Below are 16,401 nucleotides of genomic sequence, written 5' to 3'. Positions count from 1 at the left end.
CGGCGGTCGTGATAATCTTCAGGCTTCTTTACCGATCCGAAGCCAAATCATGCATCGCTGGTTGACTCTGCCTTCTCTGACGCCGCTCACGTTTGTCGGCGCATGCCGGCGGCGCATCGCCGCCGTGACACTCCTTTTCCTGATTTTTGCGTGTTGCTTGCCGGCACAGGCGGCGCTGAACGGCGATCTGCCGCAGCGCAGCGAAGTGCAAAGCCAGCTGGAAACGCTGAACAAACAAAAAGCCCTGACGCCGGTCGAAAAGCTCTCCCAGCAGGATTTGACCCGCACGCTGGAACTGCTGGATGCCATCGAGCGCAACCGGCAAGACGTCGCACAGCTTAAACAGCAGGTGCAGCAGGCGCCGGCGAAGCTCAATCAGGTCACCGCCGAACTGGATGCGCTGAAGCAGCCGACGGACAACGCGGCCGCGCGCGCCGCGCTGTTGCCGCTGTCGCTGCGCCAGCTGGAAAGCCGGCTGTATCAAACGCTCGACGAGCTGCAAAGCGCGCAGGAGAGCCTCTCGACCTACAACAGCCAACTGGTGTCGCTGCAAACCCAGCCTGAACGGGTGCAGAGCACCATGTACGCCGCTTCGCAGCGCCTGCAGGAGATCCGCAGCCAGCTCAGCGGCCAGACGCCGGGGCAAGATTCGCTGCGCAATAGCCAGCAGGTCATGCTGGCCACCGAACAGGCGCTGCTCAACGCGCAGTTGGAGCTGCAGCGCAAGAGCCTGGAAGCCAACACCACGCTACAAGATCTGCTGCAAAAACAGCGTGATTACACCACGGCGCATATCGATGCGCTGGATCGGTCGGTGCAGCTGCTGCAGGAGCTCGTCAACAGCAAGCGCCTGACGCTGTCTGAAAAAACCGCCAAAGAGGCGCAGAACCCGGAAGACGCCACCGATATCCAGCACGATCAGCTGGTCAGCAAGCAGCTGGACGTCAACCGACAGTTGAGCCAACAGCTGATTGCCGCCACTGAAGAGAGCAACACCCTGTTCCAGCAGAATATTCGGGTCAAAAACTGGCTCGATCGCGGTCTGCAGGCGGAACGTAACCTGAAAGAGCAGATCCAGGTGCTGAAGGGCAGCCTGGTGCTGTCACGCATTCTGTATCAGCAGCAGCAGAGCCTGCCGCAGGGCACGCTGCTGGCTGATATAGACACGCGCATCGCCGATCTGCGGCTGGAGCAGTTCGATATCAATCAGCAACGCGACGATCTGTTCAAGGGTGAGGATTACATCAACCAGCTGGTGGCCGAAAGCAAGGAAAAGGCCGGCCCGGAAGTGATCGACGCACTGAACGAGATCGTCGACATGCGCCGCGAACTGCTGGATCAGTTGAACAAGCAGCTCAGCAACCAGCTGTCGCTGTCGATCAACCTGCAGATCAACCAACAGCAGCTCACCAGCGTCTACGGCTCGCTGCAGGATACGCTGACCCAGCAGATTTTCTGGGTCAACAGCAACAAGCCGGTCGATCTGGCGTGGCTGAAGGCAATGCCGGAGGCGGTGCGCGATCAGCTCGCCGGGCTCGATATCAAATTCGACGGTGGCAAGCTATTGCAGGGCGGCTTGAATGCGCTGGTGTTCCTGATCCCGTTGCTGTTGGCGATCGGGGTATTGCGCTGGCGCTACCGGTTGATCGACAGTCATTTGCAAAAGCTGGCCAACGACGTGGGGCAACTGAAGCGCGACGGCCAGCTGCACACGCCGAAGGCCATCGCGCTGACCTTGCTGAAGGTGTTGCCTGGCGCCGCGCTGCTGCTCGGCGTCGGTTTCTGGATGTATCGCGCGGATTTGGGTATCAGCGACTTTATTTGGGCGTTGTCGCAGCAGCTGGCGTTGTCGTGGCTGGTGTTCGGCTTCAGCTATCGCATGCTGAAACCGGGCGGCATCGCCGAGCGGCATTTCAACTTCGGCGCTAACCTGTGCGCGCATTACCGCCGCCAGACGCTGCGGCTGGGGCTGGCGCTGCAGCCGCTGATCTTCTGGTCGGTATTGGGCGAGAAAGCGCCGCTGCGTCTGGTGGAAGACGTCATCGGCCAGATCGTGGTGATGTTGACGCTGGCGCTGCTTGCGGTGCTGGTGTTCCCGCTGTGCCGCGACAGCTGGCGTGAAAAGGGGTCGCACGCCGTGCGGCTGGTGATGGTCACTGCGCTTGCCGCCACACCGCTGATCCTGCTGGGGCTGATGTTCGCCGGTTACTTCTATACCACGCTGCGGCTGGCCAGCCGCTGGATAGACAGCCTGTATCTGTTCTTCCTGTGGAATATCGTGTATCTGACTGCCCTGCGCGGCCTGAGCGTGGCGGCGCGGCGTTTGGCCTACCGGCGCGCGCTGGCGCGGCGGCAAAACGTGGTGAAAGAGGGGGCCGAAGGCGGCGAAGCGGTGGTGGAAGAGCCGCCGCTAGCGCTCGATCAGATCAACCAGCAGTCGCTGCGCCTGACCACCCTGGTGCTGTTCGCCATCTTCGCCAGCGCCTTCTACGCCATTTGGTCGGATCTGGTGACGGTCATCGCTTACCTGGACAGCATCACGCTGTGGCATTACACCAGCACCGTGGCGGGCAGCAGCGTGTCGCAGGCGGTGACGCTGGGTAACATGATGGTGGCGATCGCCGCGGTGATCGTCGCTTATGTGCTCACCCGCAACTTGCCCGGCCTGCTGGAGGTGGTGGTGCTGTCGCGGCTGCAGCTGCGGCAGGGGGCGTCTTATGCCATCACCACCGTGCTCACTTACCTGATCACCGCCGTGGGCGCCGTGGTTGCGCTGGGATCGCTGGGCGTATCCTGGGACAAACTGCAATGGCTGGCCGCCGGTCTGACGGTCGGGCTTGGCTTTGGCCTGCAGGAGATCTTCGCCAACTTCGTCTCCGGCCTGATCATTCTGTTCGAACGCCCGATCCGCATCGGCGATACCATCACCATCGGCACCTTCTCCGGTTCGGTCAGCAAGATCCGCATTCGTGCCACCACCATTACCGACTTCGACCGTAAAGAGGTGATCATTCCGAACAAGGCGTTCGTCACCGAGCGGCTGATCAACTGGTCACTGTCCGACACCATCACCCGCGTGCTGATCAAGGTGGGCGTGGCCTACGGTTCCGATCTCGACAAGGTGAAAAAGGTGTTGCTGCAGGCGGCGCACGACAACCCGCGGGTGATGACCGATCCCGAACCGCAGGTGTTCTTCCTCAACTTCGGGGCCAGCACGCTGGATCACGAACTGCGGCTCTATGTACGGGAACTGCGCGATCGCAGCTACACGGTGGACGAACTGAACCGCTCAATCGACCGCTTGTGCCGGGAAAACGGCATCGACATCGCCTTCAATCAGCTGGAGGTGTATCTGCATAACCAGCAGGGCAATGAAGTGCAGGAAGTGAAAAGAACGCTCTCGCCGGATGAAGGCGGCCAGACGGCGGGCTGATGTGCGTTGAAAGATGGAAGGGACAGCGGGCTGTCCCTGATTACTGTCCGGCAGGCAAATAGGGAGAGGTGACGCCGGCGCGCTGCAGCTTTTCCTGATAATCCCGTTTGACGATATCCAGTGCTGCCAACGCGGTAGCCGGATCGATCTCGTTGCATTCCAGCAGGTAAATCAAGTCTACCGCCAGCTGCAGTTCGGGTGAGGCATTTTCCAGAGACATAGCACCTGCGCTTATTAATTAATGGGATGAAAAACTCGTGTCTCGGCAGAGTATAGTGAACCCGGCGCGCAACCGGGAATAATCATTAAAATATTGTGATAAATCTTCAAAAACCGTTTTCTTTGCGCTCGATATTGCGCTCGATGCGCGCCAGCGCCTGACGGCAGCGCATCAGTCTCCCCTCCAGCGCCGCCAGCTCGTGCTGCAGCTTTTGCTGCGCCGCCAGTGTGGTCTGGCGCCCCAGCAGGCTTTCCCGATCCTGAATCATGGCGATCAGCCGGCGTTCGTAATCCTGGTGCTCGGCCAGCTTGTGGTACAGATCGGCCTCGGGGGCTTCCTTCGGCTGATTCTTGCGCCGTAGCGCCTGGGTTGCCAGCTCGCGCTGCAGGGCAGAGATTTGGGCAACCAGTTTTTCGGCCAGAAAGGCCACCTGGCTGGCGCGGCTGTCGTTAGCGGCGTTTTGCAGCTGGGCGAAGTTTTTCTCCACCTCGGCCAGGTAGTCGCGCAGCCGCGTGCCGCGGTTGGCGAACAGGGCGGCGTCGAAGCGCGCCTGCGGGATCGGGGCGTCGCCGCGCGGAGTGACTTCGGCCGCCAGCGCCGCGATCTGCTGCGCCAACACCTGTAATAGACGCTGAGTGCTCACATAAGCTCCCTCTTGATTTCAACAGGCGTAAGCTTGCCCGCGATGCCGCCCTGAAACAAGCGCCGCATGCATATTCCGCCGGCGCGGCGCCGATGCTACAGTAAGCCGCAACCGATTGAGGAGCGAAGAGCCGCATGAAGCGAGGGTTATTGATCATTTTGGGCTGGCTGGCGGTGGTGCTGGCGACGTTGGGCGTGGTGCTGCCGCTGTTGCCGACCACGCCGTTCCTGCTGTTGGCTGCCTGGTGCTTCGCCCGCTCTTCGCCGCGCTTTCATCACTGGCTGCTGTACCGTTCCTGGTTTGGCCCTTATCTGCGCCACTGGCAGCAGCATCGCGCGCTGCCGCCGGGAGCGAAGTGGAAGGCGGTGCTAGTGATCGTGCTGACCTTCGCCTGTTCGCTGTGGCTGGTGAAAATCTGGTGGGTGCGCGGTCTGTTGCTGCTGATGTTGGCTATTTTGCTGACCTTTATGCTGCGCCTGCCGGTTATTGACCTGTCGCAACAAAAACAGCGCTGATTGTGCGCCGCTGGTTGCATTTGTCCGCCAGTTTGCATAGATTTGGGCGTTTTCGTGCGCGGATCGCCTGCTATTCCTTCTCCGGTGTGTTTCACCCAGAGGCGGCGGGTGAGCGGCGCGCCGGTTTTCAGGCAGCTTTATCAGGCAACAATTATGACCGCTACTGCGCAGCAGCTTCAGTTTATTAAAGACAGTATCAAAACCATCCCGGATTATCCGAAGCCGGGCATCCTGTTCCGCGACGTGACCAGCCTGCTGGAAAACCCGTTGGCCTACGCCGCCAGCATCGAGCTGCTGGTTGAGCGCTATCGCGAAGCGGGCGTGACCAAGGTGGTGGGTACCGAAGCGCGTGGTTTCCTGTTCGGCGCGCCCGTCGCGCTGGCGCTGGGCGTCGGTTTCGTGCCGGTGCGCAAACCGGGCAAACTGCCGCGTGCCACGCTCAGCGAAAGCTATGAGCTGGAGTACGGCACCGACAAGCTGGAGATCCACACCGACGCCATCACCGCGGGTGACAAAGTGCTGGTGGTGGACGATCTGCTGGCGACCGGCGGCACCATCGAAGCAACCACCAAACTGATCCGCCGTCTGGGCGGTGAAGTGAAAGACGCCGCGTTCATCATCAACCTGCCGGATCTGGGCGGGGAAGCGCGTCTGAACAAGCTGGGTATCGACTGCTACTGCCTGGTGGACTTCGCCGGCCATTGATGCGGCATCGCCCCTTGGGCACAACGGCCTCGCGGATCGCCGCGGGGCTGTGTTAGCATGACCCTCCAGATTACTCGACTTCTCCGGTATTAATGAGCTATCAGGTTCTCGCCCGTAAGTGGCGCCCTCAAACGTTCGCAGACGTGGTCGGCCAGGAACATGTCCTGACCGCGCTGGCCAACGGCCTCTCGCTGGGGCGGATCCATCACGCCTATCTGTTCTCGGGCACCCGCGGCGTGGGGAAAACCACCATCGCGCGCCTGCTGGCTAAAGGCCTGAACTGTGAAACCGGCATCACCGCCACGCCGTGCGGCCAATGCGACAACTGCCGTGAGATCGAACAGGGGCGTTTCGTCGATCTGATCGAGATCGACGCCGCTTCCCGAACCAAGGTGGAAGATACCCGCGATCTGCTGGACAACGTTCAGTACGCGCCGGCGCGCGGCCGCTTCAAGGTCTACCTGATCGATGAAGTGCACATGCTCTCGCGCCACAGCTTCAACGCGTTGCTGAAGACGCTGGAAGAGCCGCCATCGCACGTGAAATTCCTGTTGGCCACCACCGATCCGCAAAAATTGCCGGTGACCATTCTTTCCCGCTGCCTGCAGTTTCACCTTAAAGCGCTGGACGTCGATCAGATCCGTCAGCAGCTGGAAACGGTGCTGACGGCGGAGCAGATCACCAGCGACGCCCGCGCGCTGCAACTGCTGGCGCGCGCCGCCGACGGCAGCATGCGCGATGCGCTGAGCCTGACCGATCAGGCGATCGCCATGGGGCAGGGGCAGGTGACCGCCGCCACCGTCAGCCAGATGCTCGGCACGCTCGATGACGAGCAGCCGCTGGCGATCCTCGAAGCGCTGGTCAGCGCCGACGGCGAAAAGGTGATGGCGCAGGTCGCGCAGGCCGCTTCGCGCGGCGTGGACTGGGAAAACCTGCTGGTGGAGACGCTGGCGTTGCTGCACCGCATTGCGATGGTGCAACTGCTGCCTTCGATGCTCGACAACCACTACGCCGCCGTGGAACAACGGCTGCGTGAGCTGGCGCGCACTCTGCCGCCGGCCGATGTGCAACTCTATTACCAAACGCTGTTGGTGGGCCGCAAAGAGCTGGCCTATGCGCCGGATCGTCGCATGGGGGTTGAGATGACTCTACTGCGTGCGCTGGCGTTTCACCCGAAAGCGGTGATCCCGGAGCCGGTGGCGTTGGTGCAGACCGCGCCGGCGCCGATGGCGCAACCGCAGCAGGCCACATCGCCACAGCCGCCGCAGTTTCAGGACGTGCCGCCCCCGCTAGGGCAGCCGGCCGCGCCGCAGCGACAATCATCGACCCCTTTACCGGATGCCACCGCCCAGCTGTTGAAAGCGCGGTCCCAGCTGCAACGGCAGCAGGGAGCATCCACACCAAAAAAGAATGAGCCGGCGGCGCCAGGAATAGCGCGGCCGGCAAACTCGGCGCTGGGGCGTTTGGCTTCCGTGACCGAGCGTAGCCAGCAGCGCCTGGCGGAGAAGAAGGTGCCGGAAAAACCGGCGAAGCCGGAAGCCTATCGCTGGCGCGCGCAGACCGAGCCGGAAGCGGCGCCGGAACCGTTGGCGACGCCGAAAGCGCTGCGCACGGCGTTGGAGCACGAGAAAACGCCGGAGCTGGCCGCCAAGCTGGTGGTGGAATCGCTGGAGCGCGACGCCTGGGCGGCGGAAATCGATAAGCTCAAGATCCCGAAACTGGTGCAGCAGCTGGCGTTGAACGCCTTCAAGCAGCAGCCGGAAGCGGGCAAGATTAACCTCCATCTGCGGTCTTCGCAGCGCCATCTGAATTCGCCTTCGGCGCAGAAGACGCTGGCCGAAGCGCTCGGCGAGCTGTACGGCAGCCCGGTTGAGCTGACCGTGGTGGAGGACGATAATCCGGCGGAGCGCACCCCGCTGGAGTGGCGACAAGCCATCTATGAAGAAAAGCTGGCGCAGGCGCGCCAGTCCATCGTTGCGGATACCCATATCCAGACGCTGTGCCGGTTCTTCGACGCGGATCTGGATGAAGAGAGTATCCGCCCCCTTTAAACGCCGCGCGAGGTGCGCGGCCCTAGCGACGAGAGACGACTATGTTTGGTAAAGGCGGTCTGGGCAACCTGATGAAGCAAGCCCAGCAAATGCAAGAAAAAATGCAGCAGATGCAGGAAGAAGTCGCCAAATTGGAAGTGACCGGCGAGTCTGGCGCAGGCCTGGTGAAAGTCACCATCAACGGCGCACACAACTGCCGCCGCGTGGAGATCGATCCTAGCCTGATGGAAGATGACAAAGACATGCTGGAAGATCTGATCGCCGCCGCGTTTAACGACGCCGCGCGCCGCATCGAAGAGACTCAGAAAGAGAAAATGGCCTCCGTTTCCAGCGGCATGCAGTTGCCGCCTGGCTTCAAGATGCCGTTCTGATGCAAACCAGCCCGCTCCTTGAATCCCTGATGGAGGCGCTGCGCTGCCTGCCGGGCGTCGGCCCGAAATCGGCGCAGCGCATGGCGTTTCAATTGCTGCAGCGCGATCGCAGCGGCGGCATGCGCCTGGCGCAGGCGTTGACGCGCGCGATGTCGGAAATCGGCCACTGCGCCGACTGCCGCACCTTCACCGAGCAGGACATCTGCACCATCTGCGCCAATCCGCGCCGTCAGCAAAACGGCCAGATTTGTGTGGTGGAAAGCCCGGCGGATATTCACGCCATCGAGCAGACCGGCCAGTTCGCCGGGCGCTACTTTGTGCTGATGGGCCATCTGTCGCCGCTAGATGGCATCGGGCCGGGGGATATCGGTCTCGATCGCCTGGAGCAACGGCTGGAAAAGGAAAGCATCACCGAAGTGATCCTCGCCACCAACCCGACGGTGGAAGGGGAAGCGACTGCCAACTACATCGCCGAGATGTGCGGCCAGTATGGCGTGCTCGCCAGCCGCATCGCCCACGGCGTACCGGTGGGCGGCGAGCTGGAGATGGTCGATGGCACCACGCTGTCGCATTCGCTGGCCGGGCGTCACGCCATCAAGTTCTGATGTTTTCCCGGACGGGGCCACTCGGCCCCGTCGTTTTTTTGCCAAAAATTTCCCGCCGTCCGCTTGAAAAACAAGACCCTGACCCTCATCTGATACTCATTGTTCGATTTTGGTAGCCATTGTCTTTTGAGGTAATCAATGAGTATGAAAGGTCAAGAAACCCGCGGGTTCCAGTCTGAAGTAAAACAGCTGCTTCATTTGATGATCCATTCGCTGTACTCCAACAAAGAAATTTTCCTGCGCGAGCTGATTTCCAACGCCTCTGACGCCGCCGACAAGCTGCGCTTCCGCGCCCTGTCCGCGCCAGAGCTGTATGCCGGCGACGGCGAGCTGCGCGTGCGCTTGTCCTTCGATAAAGAGCAGCGCACCCTGACCATCGCCGACAACGGTATCGGCATGCGCCGCGAAGAAGTGATCGAAAACCTCGGCACCATCGCCAAATCGGGCACCAAAGCGTTCCTGGAATCCATCGGTTCAGATCAGGCGAAAGACAGCCAGCTGATCGGCCAGTTCGGTGTCGGTTTCTACTCGGCGTTCATCGTGGCGGACAAAGTGACCGTGCGCACCCGCGCTGCCGGCGCCGCCGATGACGAAGGCGTGTTCTGGGAGTCCGCCGGTGAAGGCGACTACACCATCGCCGACATCACCAAAGAGACCCGCGGCACCGAAATCACCCTGCATCTGCGCGAAGGCGAAGATGAGTACCTCGACGCCTGGCGCTTGCGCTCGGTGATCGGCAAATATTCCGATCACATCGCCCTGCCGGTAGAGATCGAAAGCAAGAACGAAGAAGACGGCACCGTCACCTGGGAGAAGATCAACAAGGCGCAGGCCCTGTGGACCCGCAGCAAGGCTGACGTCACCGACGAAGAGTACAAAGAGTTCTACAAGCACATCGCCCATGACTTCACCGATCCGCTGAGCTGGAGCCATAACCGGGTGGAAGGCAAGCAGGAGTACACCAGCCTGCTGTATATCCCGGCGCAGGCGCCGTGGGACATGTGGAACCGCGATCACAAACACGGCCTGAAGCTGTACGTGCAGCGCGTGTTCATCATGGACGACGCCGAGCAGTTCATGCCGAACTACCTGCGCTTCGTGCGCGGCCTGATCGATTCCAACGATCTGCCGCTGAACGTGTCGCGCGAGATCCTGCAAGACAGCCGTGTGACGCAGAACCTGCGCGGTGCGCTGACCAAGCGTGTGCTGCAGATGCTGGATAAGCTGGCCAAAGACGACGCCGAAGGCTACCAGAAATTCTGGCAGCAGTTCGGTCTGGTGCTGAAAGAAGGCCCGGCGGAAGACAACGGCAACCAGGAAGCGATCGCCAAACTGCTGCGCTTCGCGACCACCCACGGCGACAGCTCGGCGCAGACCGTGTCGCTGGAAGAGTACGTCGGCCGCATGGCGGAAGGGCAGGAAAAGATTTACTACATCACCGCCGACAGCTACGCCGCCGCCAAGAGCAGCCCGCATCTGGAGCTGTTCCGCAAGAAAGGCATCGAAGTGTTGCTGTTGTCCGATCGCATCGACGAGTGGATGATGAGCTACCTGACCGAGTTCGACGGCAAGCCGTTCCAGTCGGTCAGCAAAGCGGATGAAACGCTGGATAAACTGGCGGATGAAACCGAAGAGCAGAAGGCGGCCGAGAAGCAGTTGGAACCGTTCATCGAACGTGTGAAAACCCTGCTGGGCGAGCGTGTGAAGGATGTACGCCTGACGCACCGCCTGACCGATACGCCGGCGATCGTGGTGACCGACGCCGACGAAATGAGCACCCAGATGGCCAAGCTGTTCGCCGCCGCCGGTCAGCAGGCGCCGGAAGTGAAGTACATTTTCGAGCTTAATCCCGAGCATGCGCTGGTCAAACGAGCATCCGACGTGGGCGATAACGAACATTTCGCCGAATGGATCGACCTGTTATTGGATCAGGCGCTGCTGGCAGAACGCGGCACGCTGGAGGATCCGAACTTGTTCATCCGTCGCATGAATAAGTTGCTGTCCGCTTAAAAGCTGAAGATATGCGCCCTTAACGACACCGTTAGGGGCGTATTTCCGGTTTTTCCCCGCTTTTTCTTGCCTTTTGTTCGTCCGTTTTTTTGCACATTCCGCAATCGATTTCCTTCGCGCGCCTTGAGCCTGCCCCCCCTGAAATGGTATCGTTGAGCGTTTTCGCAATTTTATAAAAACTACATAGCAAGGGGATTTACGCAATGCGTATCATTCTGCTGGGCGCTCCGGGCGCTGGTAAAGGTACTCAGGCTCAATTCATCATGGAGAAATACGGCATTCCGCAAATCTCCACCGGTGACATGTTGCGCGCAGCCGTGAAGGCCGGCAGTGAACTGGGCAAGCAGGCGAAAGAGATCATGGACGCCGGCAAGCTGGTGACCGATGAGTTGGTGATCGCGCTGGTCAAAGAGCGCATCACGCAGGAAGATTGCCGCAAGGGCTTCCTGCTGGACGGCTTCCCACGCACCATTCCGCAGGCTGACGCGATGAAAGAAGCCGGCATCAACGTGGACTTCGTGCTGGAGTTCGACGTGCCGGACGAGCTGATCGTTGACCGCATCGTTGGCCGCCGCGTACACGCGCCGTCCGGCCGCGTCTACCACGTGAAGTTCAACCCGCCGCAGGTGGAAGGCAAAGACGACGTGACCGGCGAAGAGCTGACCACGCGCAAGGACGATCAGGAAGAGACCGTGCGCAAGCGCCTGGTGGAATACCATCAGATGACCGCGCCGCTGATCTCTTACTACAGCAAAGAAGCGGCAGCGGGCAACACCCAATACCGCAAAATCGACGGCACCCGCAAGGTGGCCGAAGTGAGCGCAGAGCTGGCGACTATCCTCGGTTGATAGCAAACTGGCTGTGCATGACGCCGGGCCTGTGGTCCGGCGTTTTTTTTGCCGTTTTCCCGCCAAATTGTGATCGCGGCAGCTTGTTGCGGCCGTGCCCGTTAATCGCCCGCGCCAAATGGCGTATAACAAGCCTGCGTTTTCACCCTCAGCAGGGAGCCGGGCATGCTCAGACAAACCAATCTTCTGGCGGAAGCCACCGCGCGCCAGATCGTCCAGCGGGCGATGGGCATCATCAGCCATTCCGTCAACGTGATGGACAGCAACGGCGTGATCATCGCCTCCGGCAACCCGCAGCGCCTGTTCCAGCGTCATGAAGGCGCGGTGCTGGCGCTGGCGGAGAACCGGGTGGTGGAAATCGACCGCGCCACCGCCGAACACCTGAAGGGCGTGCGGCCCGGCATCAACCTGCCGTTCAGCTTTCGCAATCAGCGGGTGGGGGTGATCGGCATCTCCGGCGAGCCGGCCGAGGTGCGCGCCTACGCTGAACTGGTGAAGATGGCGGCGGAGATGATGGTGGAGCAGGCGGCGCTGCTGGATCAGCACCAGTGGGAAAAACGCTACCGGGAAGAGCTGGCGAACCAGCTGCTGCAGCCGCAGCCGAACACCGCGTCGCTGGAAGCGATGGCGGCGTATCTGGGATTGGATCTGCGCCAGGCGCGCATCGTCTGGATCGTCGAGCTGCAAGAGGCGCAGCCGCACCTGCTGCGTGAGCTGTTGGCGGAGCTGGAGGCCACCCAGCGCGACGCGTTGATCGCCATTACCGGCTTCAATGAAATGACCCTGTTGCGCCCGGCCTGCATGGCTCAGGGCGAATGGAGTTTGAAGCTGGAGCGCCAGCAGGCGCAGCGTTTGCAAAACCAGCTAAAACACCGCTTTCGGGTGCGGCTGATCGTCGGCGGTTTTTATGACGATCCGCAAAGCGCCTACCGTTCCAGCCTGACGGCGCGTGCCACCCAGGCAATGGCGCAGCGCCTGAAACTGCGTCACGCCACGCTGTTCTACCACGACTATCCGCTGCCGTCGCTGCTGTGCGATCTCGGGGAGGACTGGCGAGCGCAAGAGCTGGGGCGCCCCTGGCGGACGCTGGGCGAACAGGATGAAAAAGGCGTGCTGCGCGCCACGCTGCGCCACTATTTTTCGCAGAATTGTGATCAGACGCAGGCCGCCGCGCAGCTGCATATTCACGTCAATACCCTGCGCTACCGCCTGCAGCGCATCGAAGCCATAACTGGCATGAAAATCAATCAATTAACCGACGCTCTGCGGTTGTATATCGGCATGCTGATGCACGACTGAGTTGTGCCAACCCACAAATTTCGCGCCGTTCCTTCGGCAATTTTTTGTTGTTTCCCCTCAGGTCAACGCCGGGCGCGCGGGATATGTTGGCCTGCACATCAACCACGGAGAAAACAACAATGACAACCGTATCCACTCTGGGAGCGCTGGTGGCGTTAGCCGTCGCCATCGTTCTGATCCTACGCAAGGTGCCGCCGGCTTACGGCATGATTGCCGGCGCGCTGGCGGGCGGGCTGTGCGGCGGCGCCGATCTGGTGCAGACCGTAACGCTGATGATCGGCGGGGCGCAGGGCATCACCAACGCCGTGATGCGCATTCTGGCGGCGGGGGTATTGGCCGGGGTGCTGATCGAATCCGGCGCGGCGCACACCATCGCCGAAACCATCGTGCGCAAAGTGGGCGAAACCCGCGCGCTGCTGGCGCTGGCGGTGGCTACACTGATCCTGACGGCGGTGGGGGTGTTTATCGATGTGGCGGTGATCACCGTCGCGCCGATCGCGCTGTCGATCGCCCAGAGGGCCGGCATTTCGCGCGCGGCGATCCTGCTGGCGATGATCGGCGGCGGCAAGGCCGGCAACGTGATGTCTCCCAACCCGAACACCATCGCGGCGGCGGACAACTTCCACGTGCCGCTCACTTCGGTGATGATGGCCGGCATCGTGCCGGGGCTGTGCGGCCTGGTGGTGGCCTATCTGCTGGCGCGCCGCCTGAGCGATAAAGGCGGCAGGGTGATGGCTGAAGAGCTGACTCAGCATGCCGAAGGGGCGCGGCCGGGCTTCGCTGCGGCGATCAGCGCGCCGCTGGTGGCGATCCTGCTGCTGTCGCTGCGGCCGATCGCCGGTATCGCCGTCGATCCGCTGATCGCGCTGCCTGCTGGCGGGTTGGCGGGCGCGCTGCTGATGGGGCGCATCCGCCAGTGCAATCAGTTTATGGTTTCCGGCCTGTCGCGCATGGCGCCGGTGGCGATTATGCTGCTCGGCACCGGCACGCTGGCGGGCATTATCGCCAACTCGGCGCTGAAGGATGTCTTGATTAACGGTTTGACGCACACCGGGCTACCGGCCTGGCTGCTGGCGCCGCTGTCCGGCGCGCTGATGTCGATGGCGACCGCCTCGACCACCGCCGGCACCGCCGTGGCTTCCGGGGTGTTCAGCTCCACGCTGCTCGAGCTGGGGGTGAGCGGATTGGCCGGTGCGGCGATGATCCATGCGGGCGCCACGGTGCTGGATCACCTGCCGCACGGCAGCTTCTTCCACGCCACCGGCGGCAGCGTCAATATGGCGGTGCACGAGCGGCTGAAGCTGCTGCCGTATGAAACGCTGGTGGGGTTCACCATTGCGGCAATCTCGGCGCTGATGTTTGGCGTATTTAACCTGGCGGGATAAGGAACAGTGATGAAAACGCTGAAAAAAGTGGTTATTGCCCCGGATTCTTTCAAAGAGAGCCTGAGCGCGCTCGGCGTCGCTGACGCCATCGAGCGGGGATTCCGCCAAATTTACCCGCAGGCGCACTACGTGAAGCTGCCGATGGCGGACGGCGGCGAAGGCACAGTGGAGTCGATGGTGGCGGCCACCGGCGGCGAAATCGTCCAGGTGACGGTCACCGGGCCGCTGGGGGAGCCGGTGTTGGGATTTTATGGCCTGCTGGGCGACGGCGAAACCGCGGTGATTGAAATGGCCGCCGCTTCCGGGCTGCATTTGGCGCCGCCCAACCGGCGCGATCCGCGCATCACCACCAGTTACGGCACCGGTGAGCTGATGCTGGCGGCGCTGGAGCGCGGCGTGAAGGCGATCATTCTCGGCATCGGCGGCAGCGCCACCAACGACGGCGGCGCTGGGATGATGCAGGCGCTGGGCGTTAAATTGCTGGATAAGGATCGCCGGCCGCTGCCGGTGGGCGGTGCGGCACTGGCGCAGCTGGCGCATCTCGATCTCGCCGGGCTGGACGCGCGTTGGCAACGGGTGAGCGTAACCGCCGCCTGCGACGTGGATAACCCGCTGTGCGGCGAAAAGGGCGCGTCGGCGGTGTTCGGGCCGCAGAAGGGGGCGACGCCGGAGATGGTGGCCCAGCTCGATGCGGCGCTGCATCACTATGGCGAACTGCTGGAGCGGGAAACCGGCCGCGCCGTGCTGACCCAGCCAGGGGCGGGCGCGGCGGGCGGCATGGGGGCGGCGCTGCTTGGCATGCTCGAAGCGCGCTTGCGGCCGGGCATCGAGATTGTCACCGAAACCCTGCGCCTGGATGAAGCGGTGCGCGATGCCGACTTGGTGATCACCGGCGAAGGGCGGCTGGACAGCCAGTCGATCCACGGCAAAACGCCGATCGGCGTGGCGCGAGTGGCCAAGCGTCACGGCGTGCCGGTGATCGCCATCGCCGGCAGCCTGACGCCGGATTATTCGGTGGTGCATCAACACGGCATCGATGCGGCGTTTTCGGTGCTCGATCGCATCGTGACGCTGGAAGACGCGCTGGCGGACGCCGATCGCAATCTGCAGGTGACGGCGCGCAACGTGGCGGCGGTATGGCAACTGGCGCAAGGGGGAAGCCCACAGGGATAGCCTGTTGCTGTTATCGGTTCCGACGCAGGACTTTTCCGTTACAATAGCCGGCATTAATGGCTGCTGACATCCCGACCCAGAACGGAATGCCGGCCGGAAAGGAAATGAGGGGAACTGAGATGAAGCAAGAGAAACACGGCGTATTGCTGGTGAACCTGGGCACACCAGATGCGCCGACCTCGTCGGCGGTCAAACGCTATCTGAAGGAATTCCTCAGTGACGATCGCGTGGTCGACACGGCGCCGCTGATCTGGTGGCCGATCCTCAACGGCGCGATCCTGCCGATCCGCTCGCCGCGCGTGGCGAAGCTCTATCAGTCGGTGTGGATGGAAGAAGGCTCGCCGCTGCTGGTATACAGCCGCCGCCAACAGCGGGCGCTGGCGGCGCGCATGCCGAATACGCCGGTGGAGCTGGGAATGAGCTACGGCTCGCCAAGTTTGGCGGAAGCCATCGACAAGCTGCTGGCGCAAGGTGTGACCAACCTGGTGGTGCTGCCGCTCTACCCGCAATACTCCTGTTCCACCAGCGCGGCGGTATGGGATGGCGTAGCGCGAGTGCTGAAAGGCTATCGCCGCTTGCCGTCGGTGGCCTTCATCCGCGATTACGCCGAACACCCGGCCTATATCGCCGCGCTGCAGCAAAGCGTGGAGCGCTCGTTCGCCGAGCACGGCCAGCCGGATCGGCTGGTGCTGTCGTTCCACGGCATCCCCAAACGCTATGCGCGCCTGGGCGACGACTACCCGCAGCGCTGCGAGGATACGCTGCGTGCGCTGAGCGCCACGCTGCCGCTGGCGCCGGAGCGCGTGATGATGACGTACCAATCGCGCTTTGGCCGCGAGCCGTGGCTGACGCCATACACCGATGAGACCCTGAAGGGGCTGCCGGCGCAGGGCGTGAAGCACATTCAGCTGATTTGCCCCGGTTTCTCGGCGGACTGCCTGGAAACGCTGGAAGAGATCAAAGAACAGAACCGCGAGATCTTCCTCAAGGCCGGCGGCGAGAAGTTTGAATATATCTCGGCGTTGAACGACGAGCCGGCGCATATCGATATGATGCAGCAGCTGGTGGCGCAGCGCCTGTAATCATCCATAATCTGTCTATTAGATGCATCGTGATCGGGCGGGGATGTGTTAACATTCTCCG

Annotated in this window: 14 protein-coding genes and 1 other annotated feature; of the genes, 12 read left to right on the top strand and 2 right to left on the bottom strand. The window is 62.0% G+C overall.

The features are described 5' to 3' along the window. Nucleotides 1-49: 49 nt before the first annotated feature. The gene (gene mscK, locus ACJ8HA_RS12360) at nt 50-3,433 is read left to right on the top strand and encodes a mechanosensitive channel MscK (RefSeq protein WP_442515355.1); all 3,384 of its coding nucleotides are present in this window, start codon (nt 50-52) and stop codon (nt 3,431-3,433) included. Between the two features lie 40 nt (nt 3,434-3,473). Here the strand turns inward: mscK and rsmS are convergent, their stop codons facing one another. Both rsmS and priC read right to left on the bottom strand, forming a co-directional pair. Continuing rightward, nucleotides 3,474-3,653: a pleiotropic regulatory protein RsmS gene (gene rsmS, locus ACJ8HA_RS12355; protein WP_016928837.1), complete on the bottom strand. Its 180-nt coding sequence runs from the start codon at nt 3,651-3,653 to the stop codon at nt 3,474-3,476. Nucleotides 3,654-3,759: 106 nt separating this feature from the next. Next, nucleotides 3,760-4,296: a primosomal replication protein PriC gene (gene priC, locus ACJ8HA_RS12350; protein WP_025301787.1), complete on the bottom strand. Its 537-nt coding sequence runs from the start codon at nt 4,294-4,296 to the stop codon at nt 3,760-3,762. A gap of 134 nt (nt 4,297-4,430) precedes the next feature. Here priC and ACJ8HA_RS12345 point away from each other — a divergent pair, with 134 nt between their 5' ends. The 11 genes from ACJ8HA_RS12345 (at nt 4,431) to hemH (ending at nt 16,340) form a co-directional block, all read left to right on the top strand. Then, entirely contained in the window at nt 4,431-4,811 is a 381-nt protein-coding gene (locus ACJ8HA_RS12345; RefSeq protein ID WP_043135674.1) for a DUF454 family protein, read from the top strand. Between the two features lie 153 nt (nt 4,812-4,964). Next, nucleotides 4,965-5,516, top strand: a complete 552-nt coding sequence (apt, locus tag ACJ8HA_RS12340) for an adenine phosphoribosyltransferase (protein WP_019454166.1) — start codon at nt 4,965-4,967, stop codon at nt 5,514-5,516. A 92-nt stretch (nt 5,517-5,608) separates the two neighbouring features. Beyond that, nucleotides 5,609-7,567, top strand: a complete 1,959-nt coding sequence (dnaX, locus tag ACJ8HA_RS12335) for a DNA polymerase III subunit gamma/tau (RefSeq protein WP_127146258.1) — start codon at nt 5,609-5,611, stop codon at nt 7,565-7,567. Continuing rightward, nucleotides 6,900-6,964 (top strand) — a sequence feature (DnaX frameshifting element). (Overlaps the previous gene by 65 nt.) A gap of 41 nt (nt 7,568-7,608) precedes the next feature. Beyond that, nucleotides 7,609-7,938 (top strand): YbaB/EbfC family nucleoid-associated protein, encoded by a 330-nt coding sequence (locus tag ACJ8HA_RS12330; RefSeq protein WP_025301790.1) that lies wholly within the window; start codon nt 7,609-7,611, stop codon nt 7,936-7,938. Next, entirely contained in the window at nt 7,938-8,543 is a 606-nt protein-coding gene (recR, locus tag ACJ8HA_RS12325; protein ID WP_025301791.1) for a recombination mediator RecR, read from the top strand. The genes ACJ8HA_RS12330 and recR overlap by 1 nt, the downstream gene beginning before the upstream one ends. 144 nt (nt 8,544-8,687) lie before the next feature. Then, nucleotides 8,688-10,553, top strand: coding sequence for a molecular chaperone HtpG (htpG, locus tag ACJ8HA_RS12320; RefSeq protein ID WP_038628970.1), 1,866 nt, complete (start codon nt 8,688-8,690; stop codon nt 10,551-10,553). A gap of 203 nt (nt 10,554-10,756) precedes the next feature. Beyond that, entirely contained in the window at nt 10,757-11,401 is a 645-nt protein-coding gene (gene adk / locus ACJ8HA_RS12315) for an adenylate kinase (protein WP_025301793.1), read from the top strand. Between the two features lie 165 nt (nt 11,402-11,566). Further along, entirely contained in the window at nt 11,567-12,700 is a 1,134-nt protein-coding gene (locus ACJ8HA_RS12310) for a sugar diacid recognition domain-containing protein (protein WP_025301794.1), read from the top strand. A gap of 119 nt (nt 12,701-12,819) precedes the next feature. After that, nucleotides 12,820-14,085 (top strand): GntP family permease, encoded by a 1,266-nt coding sequence (locus ACJ8HA_RS12305; RefSeq protein WP_025301795.1) that lies wholly within the window; start codon nt 12,820-12,822, stop codon nt 14,083-14,085. 9 nt (nt 14,086-14,094) lie between these two features. Beyond that, a complete protein-coding gene (locus ACJ8HA_RS12300) occupies nt 14,095-15,258 on the top strand; it encodes a glycerate kinase (protein ID WP_025301796.1) in 1,164 nt (387 codons plus the stop codon). A 119-nt stretch (nt 15,259-15,377) separates the two neighbouring features. Then, the gene (hemH, locus tag ACJ8HA_RS12295; protein ID WP_004940253.1) at nt 15,378-16,340 is read left to right on the top strand and encodes a ferrochelatase; all 963 of its coding nucleotides are present in this window, start codon (nt 15,378-15,380) and stop codon (nt 16,338-16,340) included. Nucleotides 16,341-16,401 lie beyond the last annotated feature (61 nt).

The sequence above is a fragment of the Serratia sp. CY33802 genome (assembly GCF_052169095.1).
Taxonomy (GTDB): Bacteria; Pseudomonadota; Gammaproteobacteria; order Enterobacterales; family Enterobacteriaceae; genus Serratia; species Serratia bockelmannii.
The sequence above is the reverse complement of the archived record's forward strand: the minus strand, read 5'-3'. Positions and strand labels throughout refer to the sequence as shown.